Here is a 14,980-nt window from a genome sequence, read left to right as displayed (position 1 = left end):
AGCCGGGAGGACTCGCGCGGCTCGCTGCGCGCTCGGTCGCTGACGCTCCCTCGTTCCAGTGCTTGCGTCGCCGTGCTTCGTCCTCCCGGCTGCCCCTTTGAGTCCCGCCCGGCACAGCACCGCGACCGCACCTCACGCCTCCCCAGCCTCGTCGGCGGCTCCCGACGGTCGCCGCCGACTCCCTCGCGCGTGCGACTCGCGGCCTCCGCTTCGCTCCGGCCGCTCGCAGGCACGCGCCACCGCGGATCGGTTTATAAATGATGACGCGGTCGGAATCGCACTCGTGGCGCTATTCCACGCGCTCGCGGGCGGCAGCGACGAGCATCGGGAGCATCACGGTCGCGTCGCCGTAGACGGAGGCGTTGCGCGCGTCCTTCTCTAATTTCCCCCACGAGCGCGCCTCCTCGAGGCTCGCGCCGGAGAGCCCGCCGGTCGCCTCGGGGTCCATCGTGATCTGGACGGCGTAGTCGTACGCGCGCGGCGTGACGAGCATCGTCTGGAGCGTGAAGTTCTTCGGCACGCCGCCGCCGACGAGCAGGCAGCCCGCGTCGTCGGCGTCGAACGCGAGGTCGGTCAGTTCGGTCATGTCCGCGAGCGCGTCGAGCGTGAAGTCGGCGGTCTGGGCGTACATCCACGCCTGAAGCCCTAACACGGAGTCTTGGACCGCCGGGCAGTAGACCGGTACGTCGCACTCGTAGGCTGCGGCCGCGACGCCGGGGCCCTCCGGAACGTCCTCGCGCTCGTTCACCTCGGCGTTCGCACGCCCGAGCTCGCGCGTGAGGTCCGCGATGGAGACGGCGTCGCTCCCCTCAGCGTCAGGGTCGGCCTCCAGCGCCGGGAACACCTCCTCGCGGAGGTGGCCCTCGAACTCGGCGAAGTGCTCCTGCGGGAGGTAGACGTTGTAGATGCGGTCGACCCCCTCGTCGCGGAGCCCCTCGTCGTGCTCGCGCGGGGTCTTCTCGGGGTCGTGGGTGCGCCCGTGGTGGTGTTTCCCGCCGATCGCCTCGATGGCGTCGTGGGTGAGGTTCGCCCCGGTGGTCACGAGCGCGTCGACGTAGCCGTCGCGGATGAGGTCGGCGACGATGCGGCGCATCCCGGCGGGGACCATCGCGCCCGCGAGCGAGAGGAACACGGTACAGTCGTCGTTCGCGAACATCTCCGCGAGCACGTCGCCGGCCTCGTTGACAGACGCCGCGCCGATCCCCGCGTCGCCGTAGCCGTCGACGAGCTCGCTCACCGTCATCCCGGCGCTCGCGCGCGTGTGGCCGACCGGGTCCTCGCCGAACTCCTCGCGGTGCGGGTGGTGGCCGCCGTGTTCGTCGCCGTCGCCGTGGTCGCCCTCGGCACCCGCCGCGTCGTCTCGCGTCCCGTCGTCGCTGTCGGTCATAGCTCCGGGTGGGGTCGGCGCGCGTTTGAAACGACCGATCCGAGCGCGGGTCGCCCGCGGCCTCACGGAGCGGCTACCCGCCGCTCACCGGCGGGAACAACGCGAGCTCGTCGCCCGCCTCCAGCGTGGCGTCGAGCCCCTCGTCGTGGCGGACGCTCCGCCCGTTCCGCAGGACGTTGATGTGGTCCGCGACGGTCCCGTCCTCCATCACTCGGTCCCGGAGGTCCGGGTGCGCGTCCAACAGCGCGTCGAGCGCGTCGCCGACCGTGTCGCCCGGCTCCGCGTCGACGGTCACCGCGCGGTCGCCCGCGATCTCCGCGAGGTCGGCGAACAGCTTCCACTCCATGGCGGATCCCCGCGCGGGCGACTCAAGAGCGTTGCGTCCCGTCGGAATCGGCGGTGGCGTCGACGGCCTCGCCCGCGGCGTCGACGTCGCCCTCGTCGAGTTCGTCGTCGCGCGCGGTCGCGGACGCGGCGCCGGCCGTACCGTCCGCCGAGGGCGATTCGCCCGGCGCCGCGGCGGCCGTCTCGAACCGGCGTATCGCGTCCGGCCTGCCGACGAGGTACACTAAGTCGCCGGCGCCGAAGGCGTACGCGCGCGGCGGGATCGGCTGGACGGACCCACCCGCCGGGCGGACCGCGGCGACGACGGCGCCGACCTCGCCGACGGTGCTGCCGTCGAGGTCGCTCCCGGCCGCGACGGTCACGGAGGCCATCGTCTCGTCGGCGTTCCGCAGCAGCGAGGCGAACTCGCGGTCCGCCTGCGGCTCCGCGGGGAGCGTCACGAGCCGGTAGTCGCCCTCGTCGGTCAGCCGTTCGGCGTCCGACTCGTCGAGCGCGACGGTGACGGCGTCGCCGGCGACGCCGCGCAGTTCGCCGGTCGCGACGCGCTTCGGCTCCGGGTCGTCGCGCCACAGCTGGACCGTGTCGCCGACGGTGGCGTTGTTCGGCGGATCGGCCGACACCGCGACCGCCGCCGACCCCGGCGCGAGCGTCGGGCCGAGCCCCGCGGCCCGGGAGCCGACCGCGAAGAACTCGACGCTCCCGTCGGCGTCGAGGTCGACGTCGACGTAGCCGACGCCGTACTCGTCTTTGAGCCGGGAAACGAGCCGGTCGCGGAGCTCCGCCTCGGAGAGCTTCCGCGGGAACAGCAGGGTCGTCTCCGCGAGCTCCGCCTTCTTCTCCGGCGAGGCGGGGTCGTACGTGTCCATGTCGCCGATCTCGTCGGCTCCGGGGAGCGTCACCGCCGTGAACCGCCCCACCGCCCGCACGATCCCGCTCAGTTCTCCTTCGAGCTGCTTGGCGCCGGAGAGGGCGAACACGTCGACCGCGAGCCGGTCGCCCGCGTACCGGCCGACGGGGGCGGTCACCGCCGCGACGCCCAGGGAGACGAGGTTGAAGAAGACGCTCTCGGGTGCGAGGAGGGCCGGATTGTCGCCGACCGCGACCGACCCCAGCGAGGTCGTGTTGAGGTATAAGGCGACGACCGAGACGCCGAGCAGGCCGGTCACCCCCTCGGGGATCTCCGTGCGGAAGTACCAGCGGTAGGCCAGCGCCGCGCCCCCGGCCACGAGCGTGGCGACGACCGCGAACGTGACGAGCGTGACCGCCGCCTGCCGCGGCCGAGCGAAGCCCACGTCGACCGCGGCGAGGGCGGTAAGCGGGACGACCGAGGGGCTCACGCGGCCACCTCCGCGAACCGGTCGAGCGCGTCTCGGCTCCCGACGACGAACAGGTCGTCGCCCGCCGACAGCGACTGCGAGCCGTCGGGCGCGATCGTCCATGACTCGTGGCGGGCCGCGAGGACGGCCACGTCGTACGCCTCGCGGACCTCGGCCTCGCCGATCGTGTGGCCGTCCAGCGGCCCGCCGGCGATCACGGAGACCTTCCGGAACCGCTTCCCAGCCCGGCGCAGCAGGGCCGTGAGCTCGTACTCGCGGCGGGTGCCCCGCGACAGCACCAGCACGCGCCCGCGGTCGGCGCGGAGGAGGTCCGCCGCCTCGGAGCGGTCGAGCGCGAGCGTCACGCGTCCCTCGCCGCCGGTCGTGGTCGGGGCGGTCGCCGCCGGCGGGGCGGCGACGGTCTCCTCGCCGCCGTCGGTCCGCGCGTCGTCGTCCGGGTCCGGGCCGTCGCCTGCGGCGGGTGTGGGTTTCGGTGCCGCGCCGGCGCCCGGTTCCGGCTTCCCGCTGGACCGGGCGGCGATGACGGCTCCTTCGACGTCGAGGTCGGGCGTGATCACGCGGACGACGTCGCCGCGGGCGATCCCGGTCGGGACCAGCGCCGACACGGACACCGCGCGCTTCCCGGCCGGGACCCGCTTCGAGAGCGCGCCGGTGGGCGGCGCGGCCGAGACCGTCGCCCGCGCCCGTTCGTCGATCCGGACCGCCACGTCGGCGAGGTCGAGCTCAGTCTGAAGCCGCTCCGCGAACCGCGATTCCAGCTCCGCGAGCGGGAGGTCAGCGGGGAACGTCCAGTCGCCGTCGAGGATCGCCGTCCGCGTGTCGGCCGGCAGCGGCGGGTACCCCTCCATGTCGTTCACCTCGCCCGCCACCTCGACGGAGACGCGCCCGCGGCCGCCGACGAGCTCGATCACGTCCGTCGAGAGCGTCCGGTCGCGGAGCTGCTTGAGCGAGATGCGTTTGGGGACGCTGGCGCCGAGCCGGTCCCCCTGCGCGTGGGCGTACATCGAGAGCATCAACACCACGACGATCGCCGTGAGGATCGCCGGCGCGCGCTCCGACCGCCGGATCGTCTCGTCGTTGAGCGCGAGGAGCCCGCCGTTGACGCCGGCGATCGCGAGCGACAGCACGACCACCCCGAGCCCGGGGATCGTCACGTCGGTCACGTACTTGAACACGAACCCGAGGGTCCCGGCCACCAGCGCGGGGACGATTCCGGTGATGACGCCGAGGTAGACGCCGAAGACGATCTCGACGGGCAGCGACATACGCCCCTCAACCGGCGGGGCGGTTATACGTGTGTCGGCGGGGATCGCGTCGCGAGAGGCGGGCGCGGCACGCGAAACCGCAGCGGAAGCGCTCCGGCCTCGCGGGGTTTAAGTCCGGTCTCGGCGACGCGGGGGTATGGAGCTGACCCGGGACTGGGTGACCGTCCGAGCGTCGATCCTCCTGACGTTCGCGGTCGCGGTGCTGTCGATCCTCGCGGGGCTCGCCCAGATCGGGGGGGTGGGAGTCTCCGGGCCGCTCGCCCCGCTTGTCCCCGACTTCGTCCGACAGACCGTCGGGTTCACGGGGACGATCACGGGCTTCTCGATGCTCGGGAGCGGCTTCGCGCTGAAGAACGGCTACCGGGTCGGGTGGTACTCGACGGCGGTGTTGCTCCCGCTGACGGCGATTCAGGGGCTGATGCAGGCGTCGGTGCTGTCGTTCCCGCTGGTGGCGCTGTCCGTCCTCTCGCTGCCCGCGCTCCTCTACAACCGCGGGCGGTTCGACCGGACGTTCTCCCCGTCGCCGACCCAGCTCGCCGCGGGCGCGGCGCTCGTGACCGCCCTCTCGTACGGGACGGTCGGCACCTACGCGCTCCGCGACCAGTTTCGGGACGTCGAGACGATCGTTGACGCGTTCTACTTCACCGTCGTCACCGCCTCCACGGTCGGCTACGGGGACATCACCCCGGAGGCCGGCGCCGCCGCCGACATCGCGCAGCTGTTCGTGCTCTCCTCGCTCGTGATGAACGTCGCCGCGTTCGCGGTGGCGCTCGGGGTCCTCCTCACGCCCGCCATCGAGGCGCAGCTCTCCAAGGCGCTCGGAAAAATGACAGACAGACAGATCGACCTCCTCGACGACCACGTCCTCGTGCTCGGCTACGGGGACCTGACGGAACCGATTCTCGAAGAGCTCGACGCCCGCGACGGCGTCGAGTACGCCGTCGTGACGCCAGACGAGACCGCCGCGAGGCGGCTCGCCGAGCGCGACATCCCGGTTTTCACGGCGGACCCCAGCGACGTCGACCCGCTCGAACGGGTCAACCTCGACGGCGCCCGCGCGGTCGTCGCCGCGACCGAGGACGACGCGCGCGACGCGCTCGCCATCCTCACCGCCCGCCAGCTCAACCCGGACGTGCGGATCGTCGCGGCGGTGACCCAGCGGGAGAACGTCGACAAGCTCCGCCGCGCCGGCGCCGATCAGGTGATCTCGCCGTCGACGCTTGGCGGGCACATCCTCGTCGACTGTGCGTTCGGCGCCGACAGCAAGGAGGCGACCGAGGGGCTCCTCGACGACGTCGACCTCGACGACTGAACGACGCTGCGCGCTCGCGGCGAACGGCGGTCCGCCGGCTCAGCGGCTCCGTCGCCCCTTCGTCTGCCGGTAGTCCCGGCTCAACACGTTCTCGCGCATGTGGTCGCGGAAGGCGTCGGCCTCGTCGTCGCTCATCTCCGCCGGCTCCTTCATCGGCACCAGCTCGAACCCGCGCCCGCGGATCGTCGTCGCGTGTTCGGCGTCGACGTCGAACGAGTCCGGCCGGCGCGTCGTGTACTCGACGGCAAGCTCGCGGAGGGGCCGCTCGCCGACCGGCACGATGATCTGGGGGTTGATCATCCGGATCTCCGCGTTGAGGAACGGCTCGCAGGTGTCGACCTCGCGGTCCGTCGGGTCGCGGTCCGGGTGTCGACACCGCGTCAGGTTCGTGAAGAACAGGTTCTGGACGTCCGGGTCCGCGGCGTCCGACTCCGACCGGACGAAGCCGAGGTCGCCGAAGATCGACTGGACGCGCTCGCCGCCGCCCTCGCCGGTGAAGGGGACGCCGTTGCGCTCGGCGGCTTCGGTCGGCGCCGTCCCGACCACGAGGAACTCGGCGCCGACGTCGCCGTAGCCGTGGACGACGCGGTCGCGGGCGCCGCACAGCTCGTCGCAGTTCTCGCAGTCGGTGTCCATCGCGAACGGGTTCTCGAACTCCGTCTGGTTCGCGTCCACGGTGGCCCTGCGCGCTCCGCGTCCCTAAACGCTCCGGCGCGGGCGCGACGCGGCAACAAGACGCCGCGTCAGTTCGGCACGTAACAGTCGCCGTCGCAGTCGACGAGCCCCTCGCTGCGGAGGGTCTTCAGGATGCTGTACAGGGAGAGCTTCTTCATCCCGAGCGACTCGCCCATCTCGGAAACGGTGGCGTCGCCGTTCGTGGTCAGGTAGAGGTACACGAGCTTGGCGCGGGGCGACTGGAGCTCCCGGGGGAGCGACGGGGCCGTCGCGGACGCGGTCTCCGTTTCGAGCATCTTGTCCGATCCGTTGGGTTCGACGATAATAAATCCCCTATTCAACGTTCGTCGAAATACTCGGAAGGGGGCAGAGAGCGTTCCTTCCCCCCGAATTATCCGGGATCACTGTGGACAACGTCGATCGACGAACCGAAAATCGACGCGTATCGACGGCCAGTTTCGACCGTCGACGGATAAGAGATCGTGAACGATCCGGATCGATCGGGCGAGACGCGGCGGGGCGTGTCGGGACGCGACGGCGCCCAGCAAGGTCCGCGCCGGGACCCACTACGTCGCGAGCGGCCGAGCGCCGGCGGCCGGCTCAGTACGAGCGGCTCTTCGGCTCGTACGTCTTGTTCTCGCCCTCGAGGACGACGGGCTTGTACCACAGCTCCGGCTCGCCGTCGTTCCACGAGATGAGCGTGTGCTTCAGCCACTCCTCGTCTTTGCGCTCCTGATGCTCCTTGCGCCAGTGGGCGCCCCGGAACTCCTCGCGGGCGAGCGCGCCCATCGTCAGCGCCTCCGCGAGGTCGAGGATGTTCCGCGTCTCGATGGTGTGGATGAGGTCGGTGTTGAACGTCCGCGACGGGTCCGACACCGCGACGTCCTTGTACGCCTCGCGGGCCTCGCGGAGGTCCTCGAGCGTCTCCTCCAACCGGCCCTCCTCGCGGAACACGTTGACGTTCGCCGTCATCGTCTCCTGGACCGCGGAGCGGATCTCCGCGTGGTTGCGACCCTTCCGCGAGAGCAGCTCGTCGACGCGCTCCTGCGCCCGGTCGACGGCGCCCCCGACGACGCTCTCGGCGTCGGTCGCGACGGCGCCGCCGTCGGCCGCGGCGGGGTCCGAGCCGTCCGTCTCGCCGACCTCGACGCCGAACTCGTAGTCGGCCGGCTCCCAGTCGCTGGACCGGCCGGTCGTGACCTCGGCCTCGCCCATCTCCTCGCCCGCGGCGTGGCGGCCGGCCCGCTTGCCGAAGACGATGAGTTCGGGTAAGGCGTTCCCGCCGAGGCGGTTCGCGCCGTGGACGGAGGCGCAGGCGCACTCGCCGGCGGCGTACAGCCCGTCGATGACGGTCTCGCCGAACTCGTTCGTCTCGATACCGCCCATCGCGTAGTGCTGTCCGGGCTTGACCGGCATCGGCTCCGTGAGCCCGTCGGCGCCCTCGAAGTCCTCCGCGAGGTGGAGGATGTTCTCCAGGCGGTCGAGGATGCGCTCCTCGCCGAGGTGCCGCATGTCGAGGTGGACGTACTCGTCCTCGATGCCGCGGCCCTCGTTGACCTCGGTGAGCTCGGCGCGGGACACCACGTCGCGGGAGGCGAGCTCGCCGTCGTTGTTCGCGTAGCCGTGCTCGAACATGAACCGCTCGCCGTCCTCGTTGTAGAGGATGCCCCCCTCGCCGCGGACGCCCTCGGAGATGAGGACGCCGGTCGACGGCAGCGTCGTCGGGTGGAACTGGATGAACTCCATGTCCTCCATCGGGACGCCGGCGCGGTACGCCATCGCGACCCCGTCGCCGGTGTTCGCCACCGCGTTGGTGGTGTGGTCGAACACCTGCCCCATCCCGCCGGTCGCGAGGATGACGCCGTCCTTGGCGCGGAAGCCGCTGATCTCGCCGCTCTGGATGTCGTAGGCGACCACGCCGTGGCAGGTCCGCTCCGCGGGGTCGTCCTCGTCGGTGACGGCCAGATCCATCACGTGCCACTCGTCGTACACCGTGATTCCGCGTTTGACCACCTGCTCGTACATCGTGTGGAGCATCTGGTGGCCGGTCTCGGCGCCCGCGTACGTCGTGCGCGGGAAGGAGAGGCCGCCGAACGGCCGCTGGGAGACGCGCCCGTCGTCCTCGCGAGAGAACGGCATCCCCCAGTGTTCGAGGCGGATGACCTCCTCGGGACTCTCCTGGCAGAGCGCCTCCACCGCGGGGGCGTCGCCGAGGTAGTCGGACCCCTTCATCGTGTCGTACGCGTGGTCCTCCCAGGAGTCGGCGTCGCGCAGCGCCGCGTTGATCCCGCCCTCTGCCGCGCCGGTGTGGGACCGGACGGGATGGAGCTTCGACACCATCGCCACGTCCGCGCCCGCTTCCTGTGCCGCGATCGCCGCCCGGAGTCCCGCCCCGCCGGCCCCGACGACGACGACGTCGTGTTCGTGCATTGTTGGTATGTAATTTCGTAAGTTCCGGAGTCCCTTGATACTGTCTGTCGGGATTACCAGAATTTCAGGTTGTTCTTGACGGCCTCGCGTTTCAGCTCCTGGATGTGCTCGGTGAGGGGGATGTCCTTCGGGCACACCTCGGTACAGGAGAACTGCGTCTGGCACCGCCAGACGCCGTGCTCCTGCTCGATGATCTCGAGCCGCTTCTGTTTCATCTCCTCGCCCTCGCGCTCGTCCATCGCGAACCGGTACGCCTTGTTGATCGCGGCCGGCCCGAGGTACTCGTTGTCGCCCGCGGCGATGTTACACGAGGACATGCACGCGCCACACCAGATGCAGCGCGTGGACATCTTGATCTTCTCGCGGTTCTCCCGGTCCTGGCGCTGCTCTTCGAGCTCGCCGTCCGGGTACTCGTTCGTCTGGAAGTACGGCTCGACGGCCTCCATCTGGTCGTAGAAGTGCTCCATGTCGACGACGAGGTCCTTCGTCACCTCGGCGTGCGGGAGCGGCTCGACCCGGACCGGCTCGTCGAGGTCCGATATCTGGGTCTTACACGCCAGCTTCTGCCCGCCGTTGACGAACATGGCGTCGGAGCCGCAGACGGCCTGCCGGCAGGAGTGGCGGAACGTGAGCGAGGAGTCGTACGTGTCGCGCGCGTACATCAGCGCGTCGAGGACGGTCATCCCCTTCGTGAACGGGACGTGGAACGTGTCGAAGCGCGGCTCCTGTTTCCCCTCGACCTGCGGGTCGTAGCGGAACACCTTCAGCTCGACCGTGCTCTCGTCGGCGGCCGCCTTCTCCGCCTCCTCCGCCTGCCGCTGTTCGCGGCGCTCGGCCGCGCGGCGGCGCTTCTCGGCGCGGCGCTCGTCGCCCTTCGAGGCGGGCTCCGCCTCGGCGTCGGTCTCGGTCGATTCTTCGGTCTGCTTCGGAATTTGCGTGCTCATGGTCGGTTCAGTAGAGTCCGATGCCCGCCCACGCGTTCGCGGTGCGGATTCCCTGCGCGATCAGCACGACGCTCGCGGCGACGAGCGTCCACTTGATCACGGTGCGTTTCGTGCCGGTGAGGCCCTGGTTCACTAGGGCGTTGTAGACGCCGTTGACCCCGTGGAACGTCGCGGTCACGAGGAAGAGGATCATCAGCGAGTAGTAGCTCAGCGACTCCATCCGACCGGCGCTGGCGAGGAACGACACCTCGTCGGCGTGGTGGACGAAGTGGAGCAGGAAGAAGTGGAACGCCAACACCACCAGCAGGAAGACCGCCGTGACCCGCTGGAGGAACCACATCCGGCCGCCCGACTGGAACGAGGAGTAGCGCTCGGCCATCTCAGAACGCCCCCGCGATGAACGTCGGGACGGACGCGACGGTGATCGCTCCGGTTAAGATTAGCGACGCGTAGAAGCTCTTGTCCTGTGCGTCCAGCCCGATGCCGAGGTCCGTGAGGAGGAGCCGCGTCCCGTTGAGCATGTGGAAGACCGCCACCGCGAGCAGGCCGACCTCCAAGAGGCGCACGAGCAGCAGCCCCTCCAAGGAGACGATCGTCTGCGTGTACACGTCGGTGCCCGCGTTGATCGCCGCCTGACTCGCGCCCGCCGCCGGAATCCCCGTACTCAACACGGCGATGTGCGTGAACAGGTACCCGATGAGCACCCATCCCGTGAACTTGTGGAAGATCCACGCCCACATCCCCGCCTCGAACTCCCGCCAGCGGCCGAAGTCCTCGATGAGGCCTCGATTGTACGACTGACTCATACCTAACGGTTCTGAACCGGGGTCGTATAGTAGTTACTAACACGGCGTTGCTCGCTCCTGCGTCCCGGAACTCGGCCGCTTCTCGCGGGCGGGGCGGACACCCCCGAGCAGAGCCCGCCCGACGCCGTTCCCGTGCGACGCCGTTCCACGCCGCGGCACGTCGCGGAAGCCTTATATGTCCCACTCCCGCTTCTTCGGTCGCAATGGCGAAAGGCGAAGTTGACTTCTTCAACGACACTGGCGGCTACGGTTTCATCTCGACTGACGACGCGGACGAGGACGTGTTCTTCCACATGGAGGACGTCGGCGGCCCGGACCTCGAAGAGGGTCAGGAAGTCGAGTTCGACATCGAGGAGGCGGACAAGGGTCCGCGCGCGTCGAACGTCACCCGTCTGTAAGTCGGCGACGACACCCGAGGCGAATCGGCTTTTCGACCGTTCTCGTCCCCCGAGCGGCGGCGCCGGAGCGCGTCCCCCCGCGAGCGACGGGTCACTTCGACGGCGATCTGACTCGCCGCCGGACGGCCCCGACCGATAGGGATTTACCGCTCGCTGACTGACCGGTCAGTCAATGAGCGACACGCCGAGCGCGGCAACGGAGATCATGGACGGGGTGTACGGCGCCCTCCGCGCTCACGGCTACGCCGACCTGACGATGCAGGACATCGCCGACGAGTGCTCGAAGAGCAAGTCGCTGCTCCACTACCACTACGACACGAAGGAGGACCTGCTCGTCGCCTTCTTAGAGTACATCATCTCCGATTCCGAGGAGCGGATCGCCGCCCGCGCCGACGACCCGCCCGTCGACCGGTTAGTCCAGTTCGTCGGGTGGTTCGTCTTCGCGCCCGACGAGGCCGACCGCGAGGCGTTCCACATCGCCCTGTTGGAGCTCCGCACCCAGGGCCCGTTCAACGAGCGGATCCGCGAGCAGCTGGCGCGCAGCGACCGGCTGCTGCGAGGGACCGTCGCCGACATCCTCGCGGACGGCATCGAGGCGGGCGTCTTCCGCGACGTCGACGTCGAGGAGACGGCGGCCCTGCTCGTGGCGACCCTCGACGGCGCGCGGACCCGACAGATCACGCTCGCGGGCGCCGAGCGCGGCGACGAGGGCGAGGGGTACACCCGCGAGGTCGCGGAGGCGGCGCTCCGGCGGACCGTCGGGCCGCTGCTCGCCGACGGGGTGGAACTGCCGCCGCTCGACGACGCGATCGACGAGCTGCGGCGCGAGCCGGACGGTTCGGGAACTGACGCCGACGACGCCGACGGCTCGGAGCCCGAAAGGCCGGAGACCGACGGGCCGGCGGGCGACCGCGAATGACCTGGTTCGGGTTCGAGCGGCCGCCGCCGGTGCTGCTCGCGGTGATCGCGAGCACGTTCTTCGTCGGCTTCGGCGGCGGCGTCGTCTTCCCGATCTTACCGAACCTCGGCGCGGTCCTCGGCATCTCGGCGTTCATGGTGGGGGCGATCCTCTCCGCGAACCGGTGGGTGCGGCTCGTCGCGAACGCGCCGGCCGGCGCCCTCGTCGACCGGTACGGGACGCGCACGCCGTTCGTCGTCGGGCTGTTCGTCGAGGGGGTCGCCACGCTCGGCTACGTCGTCGCGCTCGCGATGCCGCCCGCCGAGACGCTCCGCCCGCTCGCGGCCTCGCTGCCGACGTTCGCGGCCGGCCCCCTCGTCGTCGGCGCGGAGGAGTGGTTCGCGCCGATCGGCGTCGCCGTCGCGCCCGAGACGTGGTTCCTGCTCGCGCGGATCCTCTGGGGGCTCGGCTCCGCCGCGGTGTTCGCGACCGCGTACACCATCGCGGCCGACCTCTCCGACAGCGGCTCGCGGGGGACGAACATGGGGATCGTCCGCGGCGGGATAACGATGGGGTTCCCGGCCGGCCTCGTGCTCGGCGGGATCGTCTCGGCGGTCGCGGGCAACGTCGCCGCGTTCACCGTCGCCGCCGCGTTCGCGCTCACGGCCAGCGTGGTCGCGTACCGGTACGTCCCGGAGACGCACGTCACCGGCGACCGGTCCGACGATTCGATCAAGCCGTGGGAGGTCGACACAGCGATTCCGGCCGTGACGGTCGGCTTAGTCAACTTCGGGCTGATGTTCGCGTACATCGGCGCGCTCTTTTCGACGCTCGTGCTGTTCCTCGGCGCCGAGGACATCTCGCTGTTCGGCCTCGCCCCGCAGGGCACCTCCGGGCTGTTCATGGCCGGCACGGTCGTCTCGGCCGCGTTCTTCATGCTCGTCGGCGGGCGGGTCTCCGACACCCGCGACTCCCGGACGCCGATCCTGCTGGCGTTCCTCGCCGTCTCGTTCGTCGGGTTCCTGCTGCTCGCGCGGGCCGGGTCGGTCCTCTCTTTGGGCCTCGCCTGCGTCTTCATCGGCGCCGGACAGGGCGGGACGAGCGGCCCGATGATGGCCCTGCTCGCGGACCTCACGCCCGACGAGCGGATGGGGCGCGCCTCGGGGACGAACAACGTCCTCGGCGACGTCGGGGGCGGGCTCGGACCCATGGTGTCGCTCCCCCTGATCGAGGCGGTCGGGTTCACCCCGATATACGCCGCCTGCGCCGCCCTGCCGCTCCTCGCCGGGGGCGTGCTCCTGCTGGGCGTCCGCCGTGAGACCGGGACGTTCCTCCCCGGCCGCGTCGCGGACGGGACGGGTTCGAGCGACCCGGCGAGCGTGGTCGACTCGTAGTCGAGGGTGCCTTCGACCCTGTGTGGACACGACTTATAAATAAACGAGCCGTTGGCGCGTGCCTGCGAGCGGCCGGAGCGAAGCGGAGGCCGCGAGTCGCACGCGCGAGGGAGTCGGCCGACCGCAGGGAGGCCGACGAGGCTGGGGAGGTGTGAGGTGCGGTTGCTGTGCGGTGCGGGGCGGGACTCAAAGGGGCAGTCGCGAGGAGCCCGTAGGCGACGCAAGCACCGCAACGAGGGAGCGGTAGCGACCGAGTGAGGAGCGCAGCGAGCGTACGGGCTCCTCGCGACTGGGGCTTTGGAGGTGGTCACGGCCGCCCCGGTATCGACTATTTATAAGTGAGCGGCTAGAGATTCGTTAGCGTTCCATTCGGTATCGCGAGATCTTTTATATACACGTACTGAAGAAGCGTCGCTCGCCGAATGGGTGGTTCACCGCCAGTTACCCGATATCTATGGTGTGCGAACCGCTGACTCCCCCTGCCCGAAAGAACAACCGTTAAAAGTCGGCGACGGGTTCGTACGGACATGGCTGGAACTATCGAAGCGCTCGTCCCCGGCGGGCAGGCCAACCCCGGCCCGCCGCTCGGTCCCGAGCTCGGACCGACGCCGGTGGACGTCCAGGACGTCGTCGCGGAGATCAACGACGAGACCGCTGCCTTCGACGGCATGGAGGTGCCCGTCACCGTCGAGTACGACGACGACGGCTCCTTCACCATCGAGGTCGGCGTGCCGCCCACCGCGGAGCTCATCAAGGACGAGGCCGGCTTCGAGACCGGCTCCGGCGAGCCCCAAGAGAACTTCGTCGCCGACATGTCGATCGAGCAAGTGAAGACGGTCGCCGAGCAGAAGTCGAGCGACCTGCTCGCGTACGACACGAAGGCCGCCGCCAAGGAGGTCGGCGGCACCTGCGCCTCCCTCGGCGTCACCATCGAGGGCGAGGACGCCCGGACGTTCGACGACCGCGTCGACGCCGGCGAGTACGACGACGTCCTCGACGAGTAACGCCGCCTGCTTGCGGTTTCCGCTTTTCAGCGCTGTTTTCGATTCCGACCGGTTACACCGCGGGCCGTTCCGCGGGGTCCGGCTCAGGCGGTTCGGTCGCGACCGGGCGCACGTCGGTCCACGTCCAGCCGACGATGGCGGCCGCGGCGACGAGCGCGTAGAACTGGACGAACACGCCCGCTATCGTTCCGAGGATCGGGACGGTGGAGAGCACGCCGATCGCGAGCGCGCCGGCGAGGACGACGACCGCCGCCGTGATCCACCCCGTCGCGTACGCCCGCTTCGTGACGACGCCCCAGAGCGTCCCGAGGGCGAAGCCGTCGCCGACCTTCCCCGAGTCGGCCACCGCGGCCAGCGCCGCGGGCGTCACGTAGAGCCCGACGAGCGACAGGACCAGGGCGACGAAGCCCGCGACGAGGACGAACAGCCCGACCGCGACCGTCCCCGCCCCGACGCTCCCGTCGCCGGGGACGACCACGAACGCGCCGAGGGCGACGAACGCGGCGGCCGCGAGGACCCCGAGCGGCAGCAGCGAGTAGACGAACGCGACGGCGAATGCCTTCAGGCCGTCGACGAAGAGCGCTCCCCACGCCTCGAAGGCCGGCGGCTCGTCGTCGCCGTCGGCGGTGCGCCGCACGACGCGCGTCAGGTAGCCGAAGATCAGGACCGAGGGGATGATGAGCGGACTCGCGAGCAGCAGGAGCCCGCCGATGACGGCGGTAGTGACGGCGTCGTCGCCGTCGCGAAGGTAGGTGAGCGATGCTTCTAACATGATGATTCTCACC

General features: G+C 70.4%; 16 protein-coding genes. 5 read left to right on the top strand and 11 right to left on the bottom strand.

Going from position 1 to position 14,980, the window contains the following annotated elements; genetic code table 11:
- Positions 1-289 precede the first annotated feature (289 nt).
- The 4 genes from DVK07_RS05310 to DVK07_RS05295 all read right to left on the bottom strand — a co-directional run bounded on the left by DVK07_RS05310 (position 290) and on the right by DVK07_RS05295 (position 4,334).
- Complete coding sequence (locus DVK07_RS05310) at positions 290-1,387, bottom strand: deoxyhypusine synthase (RefSeq protein ID WP_121596086.1); 1,098 nt, start codon at positions 1,385-1,387, stop codon at positions 290-292.
- A gap of 73 nt (positions 1,388-1,460) precedes the next feature.
- The gene (locus DVK07_RS05305; RefSeq protein ID WP_121596085.1) at positions 1,461-1,733 is read right to left on the bottom strand and encodes a ubiquitin-like small modifier protein 1; all 273 of its coding nucleotides are present in this window, start codon (positions 1,731-1,733) and stop codon (positions 1,461-1,463) included.
- A 22-nt stretch (positions 1,734-1,755) separates the two neighbouring features.
- The gene (locus DVK07_RS05300; RefSeq protein WP_121596084.1) at positions 1,756-3,069 is read right to left on the bottom strand and encodes a cation:proton antiporter regulatory subunit; all 1,314 of its coding nucleotides are present in this window, start codon (positions 3,067-3,069) and stop codon (positions 1,756-1,758) included.
- Entirely contained in the window at positions 3,066-4,334 is a 1,269-nt protein-coding gene (locus tag DVK07_RS05295; protein WP_121596083.1) for a potassium channel family protein, read from the bottom strand. Before DVK07_RS05295 ends, DVK07_RS05300 begins: the two co-directional genes overlap by 4 nt.
- A gap of 136 nt (positions 4,335-4,470) precedes the next feature.
- On the opposite strand from DVK07_RS05295, the gene DVK07_RS05290 reads away from it, so the two are divergent.
- A complete protein-coding gene (locus DVK07_RS05290; RefSeq protein WP_121596082.1) occupies positions 4,471-5,646 on the top strand; it encodes an NAD-binding protein in 1,176 nt (391 codons plus the stop codon).
- A 39-nt stretch (positions 5,647-5,685) separates the two neighbouring features.
- Here DVK07_RS05290 and DVK07_RS05285 read toward each other — a convergent pair whose 3' ends face one another.
- The 6 genes from DVK07_RS05285 to sdhC form a co-directional block, all read right to left on the bottom strand.
- Positions 5,686-6,321 (bottom strand): uracil-DNA glycosylase family protein, encoded by a 636-nt coding sequence (locus DVK07_RS05285; RefSeq protein ID WP_121596081.1) that lies wholly within the window; start codon positions 6,319-6,321, stop codon positions 5,686-5,688.
- Between the two features lie 68 nt (positions 6,322-6,389).
- Positions 6,390-6,617, bottom strand: a complete 228-nt coding sequence (locus DVK07_RS05280; protein WP_007345225.1) for a hypothetical protein — start codon at positions 6,615-6,617, stop codon at positions 6,390-6,392.
- 304 nt (positions 6,618-6,921) lie between these two features.
- Entirely contained in the window at positions 6,922-8,751 is a 1,830-nt protein-coding gene (locus tag DVK07_RS05275) for an FAD-binding protein (protein WP_121596080.1), read from the bottom strand.
- A 53-nt stretch (positions 8,752-8,804) separates the two neighbouring features.
- Entirely contained in the window at positions 8,805-9,695 is an 891-nt protein-coding gene (locus tag DVK07_RS05270; protein ID WP_121596079.1) for a succinate dehydrogenase/fumarate reductase iron-sulfur subunit, read from the bottom strand.
- Between the two features lie 7 nt (positions 9,696-9,702).
- Positions 9,703-10,074 (bottom strand): succinate dehydrogenase hydrophobic membrane anchor subunit, encoded by a 372-nt coding sequence (locus tag DVK07_RS05265; RefSeq protein WP_121596078.1) that lies wholly within the window; start codon positions 10,072-10,074, stop codon positions 9,703-9,705.
- Position 10,075: 1 nt separating this feature from the next.
- On the bottom strand, positions 10,076-10,501 hold the full coding sequence (gene sdhC, locus DVK07_RS05260) for a succinate dehydrogenase, cytochrome b556 subunit (protein ID WP_096395120.1): 426 nt from the start codon (positions 10,499-10,501) through the stop codon (positions 10,076-10,078).
- 203 nt (positions 10,502-10,704) lie between these two features.
- Between sdhC and DVK07_RS05255 the strand changes: the two genes are divergently transcribed.
- The 4 genes from DVK07_RS05255 (at position 10,705) to DVK07_RS05240 (ending at position 14,195) form a co-directional block, all read left to right on the top strand.
- A complete protein-coding gene (locus DVK07_RS05255) occupies positions 10,705-10,899 on the top strand; it encodes a cold-shock protein (RefSeq protein WP_004596869.1) in 195 nt (64 codons plus the stop codon).
- A 172-nt stretch (positions 10,900-11,071) separates the two neighbouring features.
- Positions 11,072-11,818: a TetR/AcrR family transcriptional regulator gene (locus DVK07_RS05250; protein WP_121596077.1), complete on the top strand. Its 747-nt coding sequence runs from the start codon at positions 11,072-11,074 to the stop codon at positions 11,816-11,818.
- Positions 11,815-13,191 (top strand): MFS transporter, encoded by a 1,377-nt coding sequence (locus tag DVK07_RS05245; RefSeq protein WP_121596076.1) that lies wholly within the window; start codon positions 11,815-11,817, stop codon positions 13,189-13,191. The genes DVK07_RS05250 and DVK07_RS05245 overlap by 4 nt, the downstream gene beginning before the upstream one ends.
- Positions 13,192-13,718: 527 nt before the next feature.
- Complete coding sequence (locus tag DVK07_RS05240) at positions 13,719-14,195, top strand: 50S ribosomal protein L11 (protein ID WP_004596863.1); 477 nt, start codon at positions 13,719-13,721, stop codon at positions 14,193-14,195.
- 52 nt (positions 14,196-14,247) lie between these two features.
- Here DVK07_RS05240 and DVK07_RS05235 read toward each other — a convergent pair whose 3' ends face one another.
- Positions 14,248-14,967, bottom strand: coding sequence for a DUF4013 domain-containing protein (locus DVK07_RS05235; protein WP_121596075.1), 720 nt, complete (start codon positions 14,965-14,967; stop codon positions 14,248-14,250).
- Positions 14,968-14,980 lie beyond the last annotated feature (13 nt).

This window comes from Halorubrum sp. Atlit-26R, assembly GCF_003666015.1.
Classification (GTDB): Archaea; Halobacteriota; Halobacteria; order Halobacteriales; family Haloferacaceae; genus Halorubrum.
The sequence above is the reverse complement of the archived record's forward strand: the minus strand, read 5'-3'. Positions and strand labels throughout refer to the sequence as shown.

Excerpts from the sequence above, each read along its gene's own strand:
- DVK07_RS05290 (WP_121596082.1), top strand. The coding sequence starts at position 4,471 with ATGGAGCTGACCCGGGACTGGGTGACCGTCCGAGCGTCGATCCTCCTG.
- sdhC (WP_096395120.1), bottom strand. The coding sequence starts at position 10,501 with ATGAGTCAGTCGTACAATCGAGGCCTCATCGAGGACTTCGGCCGCTGG.
- DVK07_RS05255 (WP_004596869.1), top strand. The coding sequence starts at position 10,705 with ATGGCGAAAGGCGAAGTTGACTTCTTCAACGACACTGGCGGCTACGGT.
- DVK07_RS05265 (WP_121596078.1), bottom strand. The coding sequence starts at position 10,074 with ATGGCCGAGCGCTACTCCTCGTTCCAGTCGGGCGGCCGGATGTGGTTC.
- DVK07_RS05250 (WP_121596077.1), top strand. The coding sequence starts at position 11,072 with ATGAGCGACACGCCGAGCGCGGCAACGGAGATCATGGACGGGGTGTAC.
- DVK07_RS05240 (WP_004596863.1), top strand. The coding sequence starts at position 13,719 with ATGGCTGGAACTATCGAAGCGCTCGTCCCCGGCGGGCAGGCCAACCCC.
- DVK07_RS05295 (WP_121596083.1), bottom strand. The coding sequence starts at position 4,334 with ATGTCGCTGCCCGTCGAGATCGTCTTCGGCGTCTACCTCGGCGTCATC.
- DVK07_RS05275 (WP_121596080.1), bottom strand. The coding sequence starts at position 8,751 with ATGCACGAACACGACGTCGTCGTCGTCGGGGCCGGCGGGGCGGGACTC.
- DVK07_RS05280 (WP_007345225.1), bottom strand. The coding sequence starts at position 6,617 with ATGCTCGAAACGGAGACCGCGTCCGCGACGGCCCCGTCGCTCCCCCGG.
- DVK07_RS05245 (WP_121596076.1), top strand. The coding sequence starts at position 11,815 with ATGACCTGGTTCGGGTTCGAGCGGCCGCCGCCGGTGCTGCTCGCGGTG.
- DVK07_RS05270 (WP_121596079.1), bottom strand. The coding sequence starts at position 9,695 with ATGAGCACGCAAATTCCGAAGCAGACCGAAGAATCGACCGAGACCGAC.
- DVK07_RS05305 (WP_121596085.1), bottom strand. The coding sequence starts at position 1,733 with ATGGAGTGGAAGCTGTTCGCCGACCTCGCGGAGATCGCGGGCGACCGC.
- DVK07_RS05310 (WP_121596086.1), bottom strand. The coding sequence starts at position 1,387 with ATGACCGACAGCGACGACGGGACGCGAGACGACGCGGCGGGTGCCGAG.
- DVK07_RS05235 (WP_121596075.1), bottom strand. The coding sequence starts at position 14,967 with ATGTTAGAAGCATCGCTCACCTACCTTCGCGACGGCGACGACGCCGTC.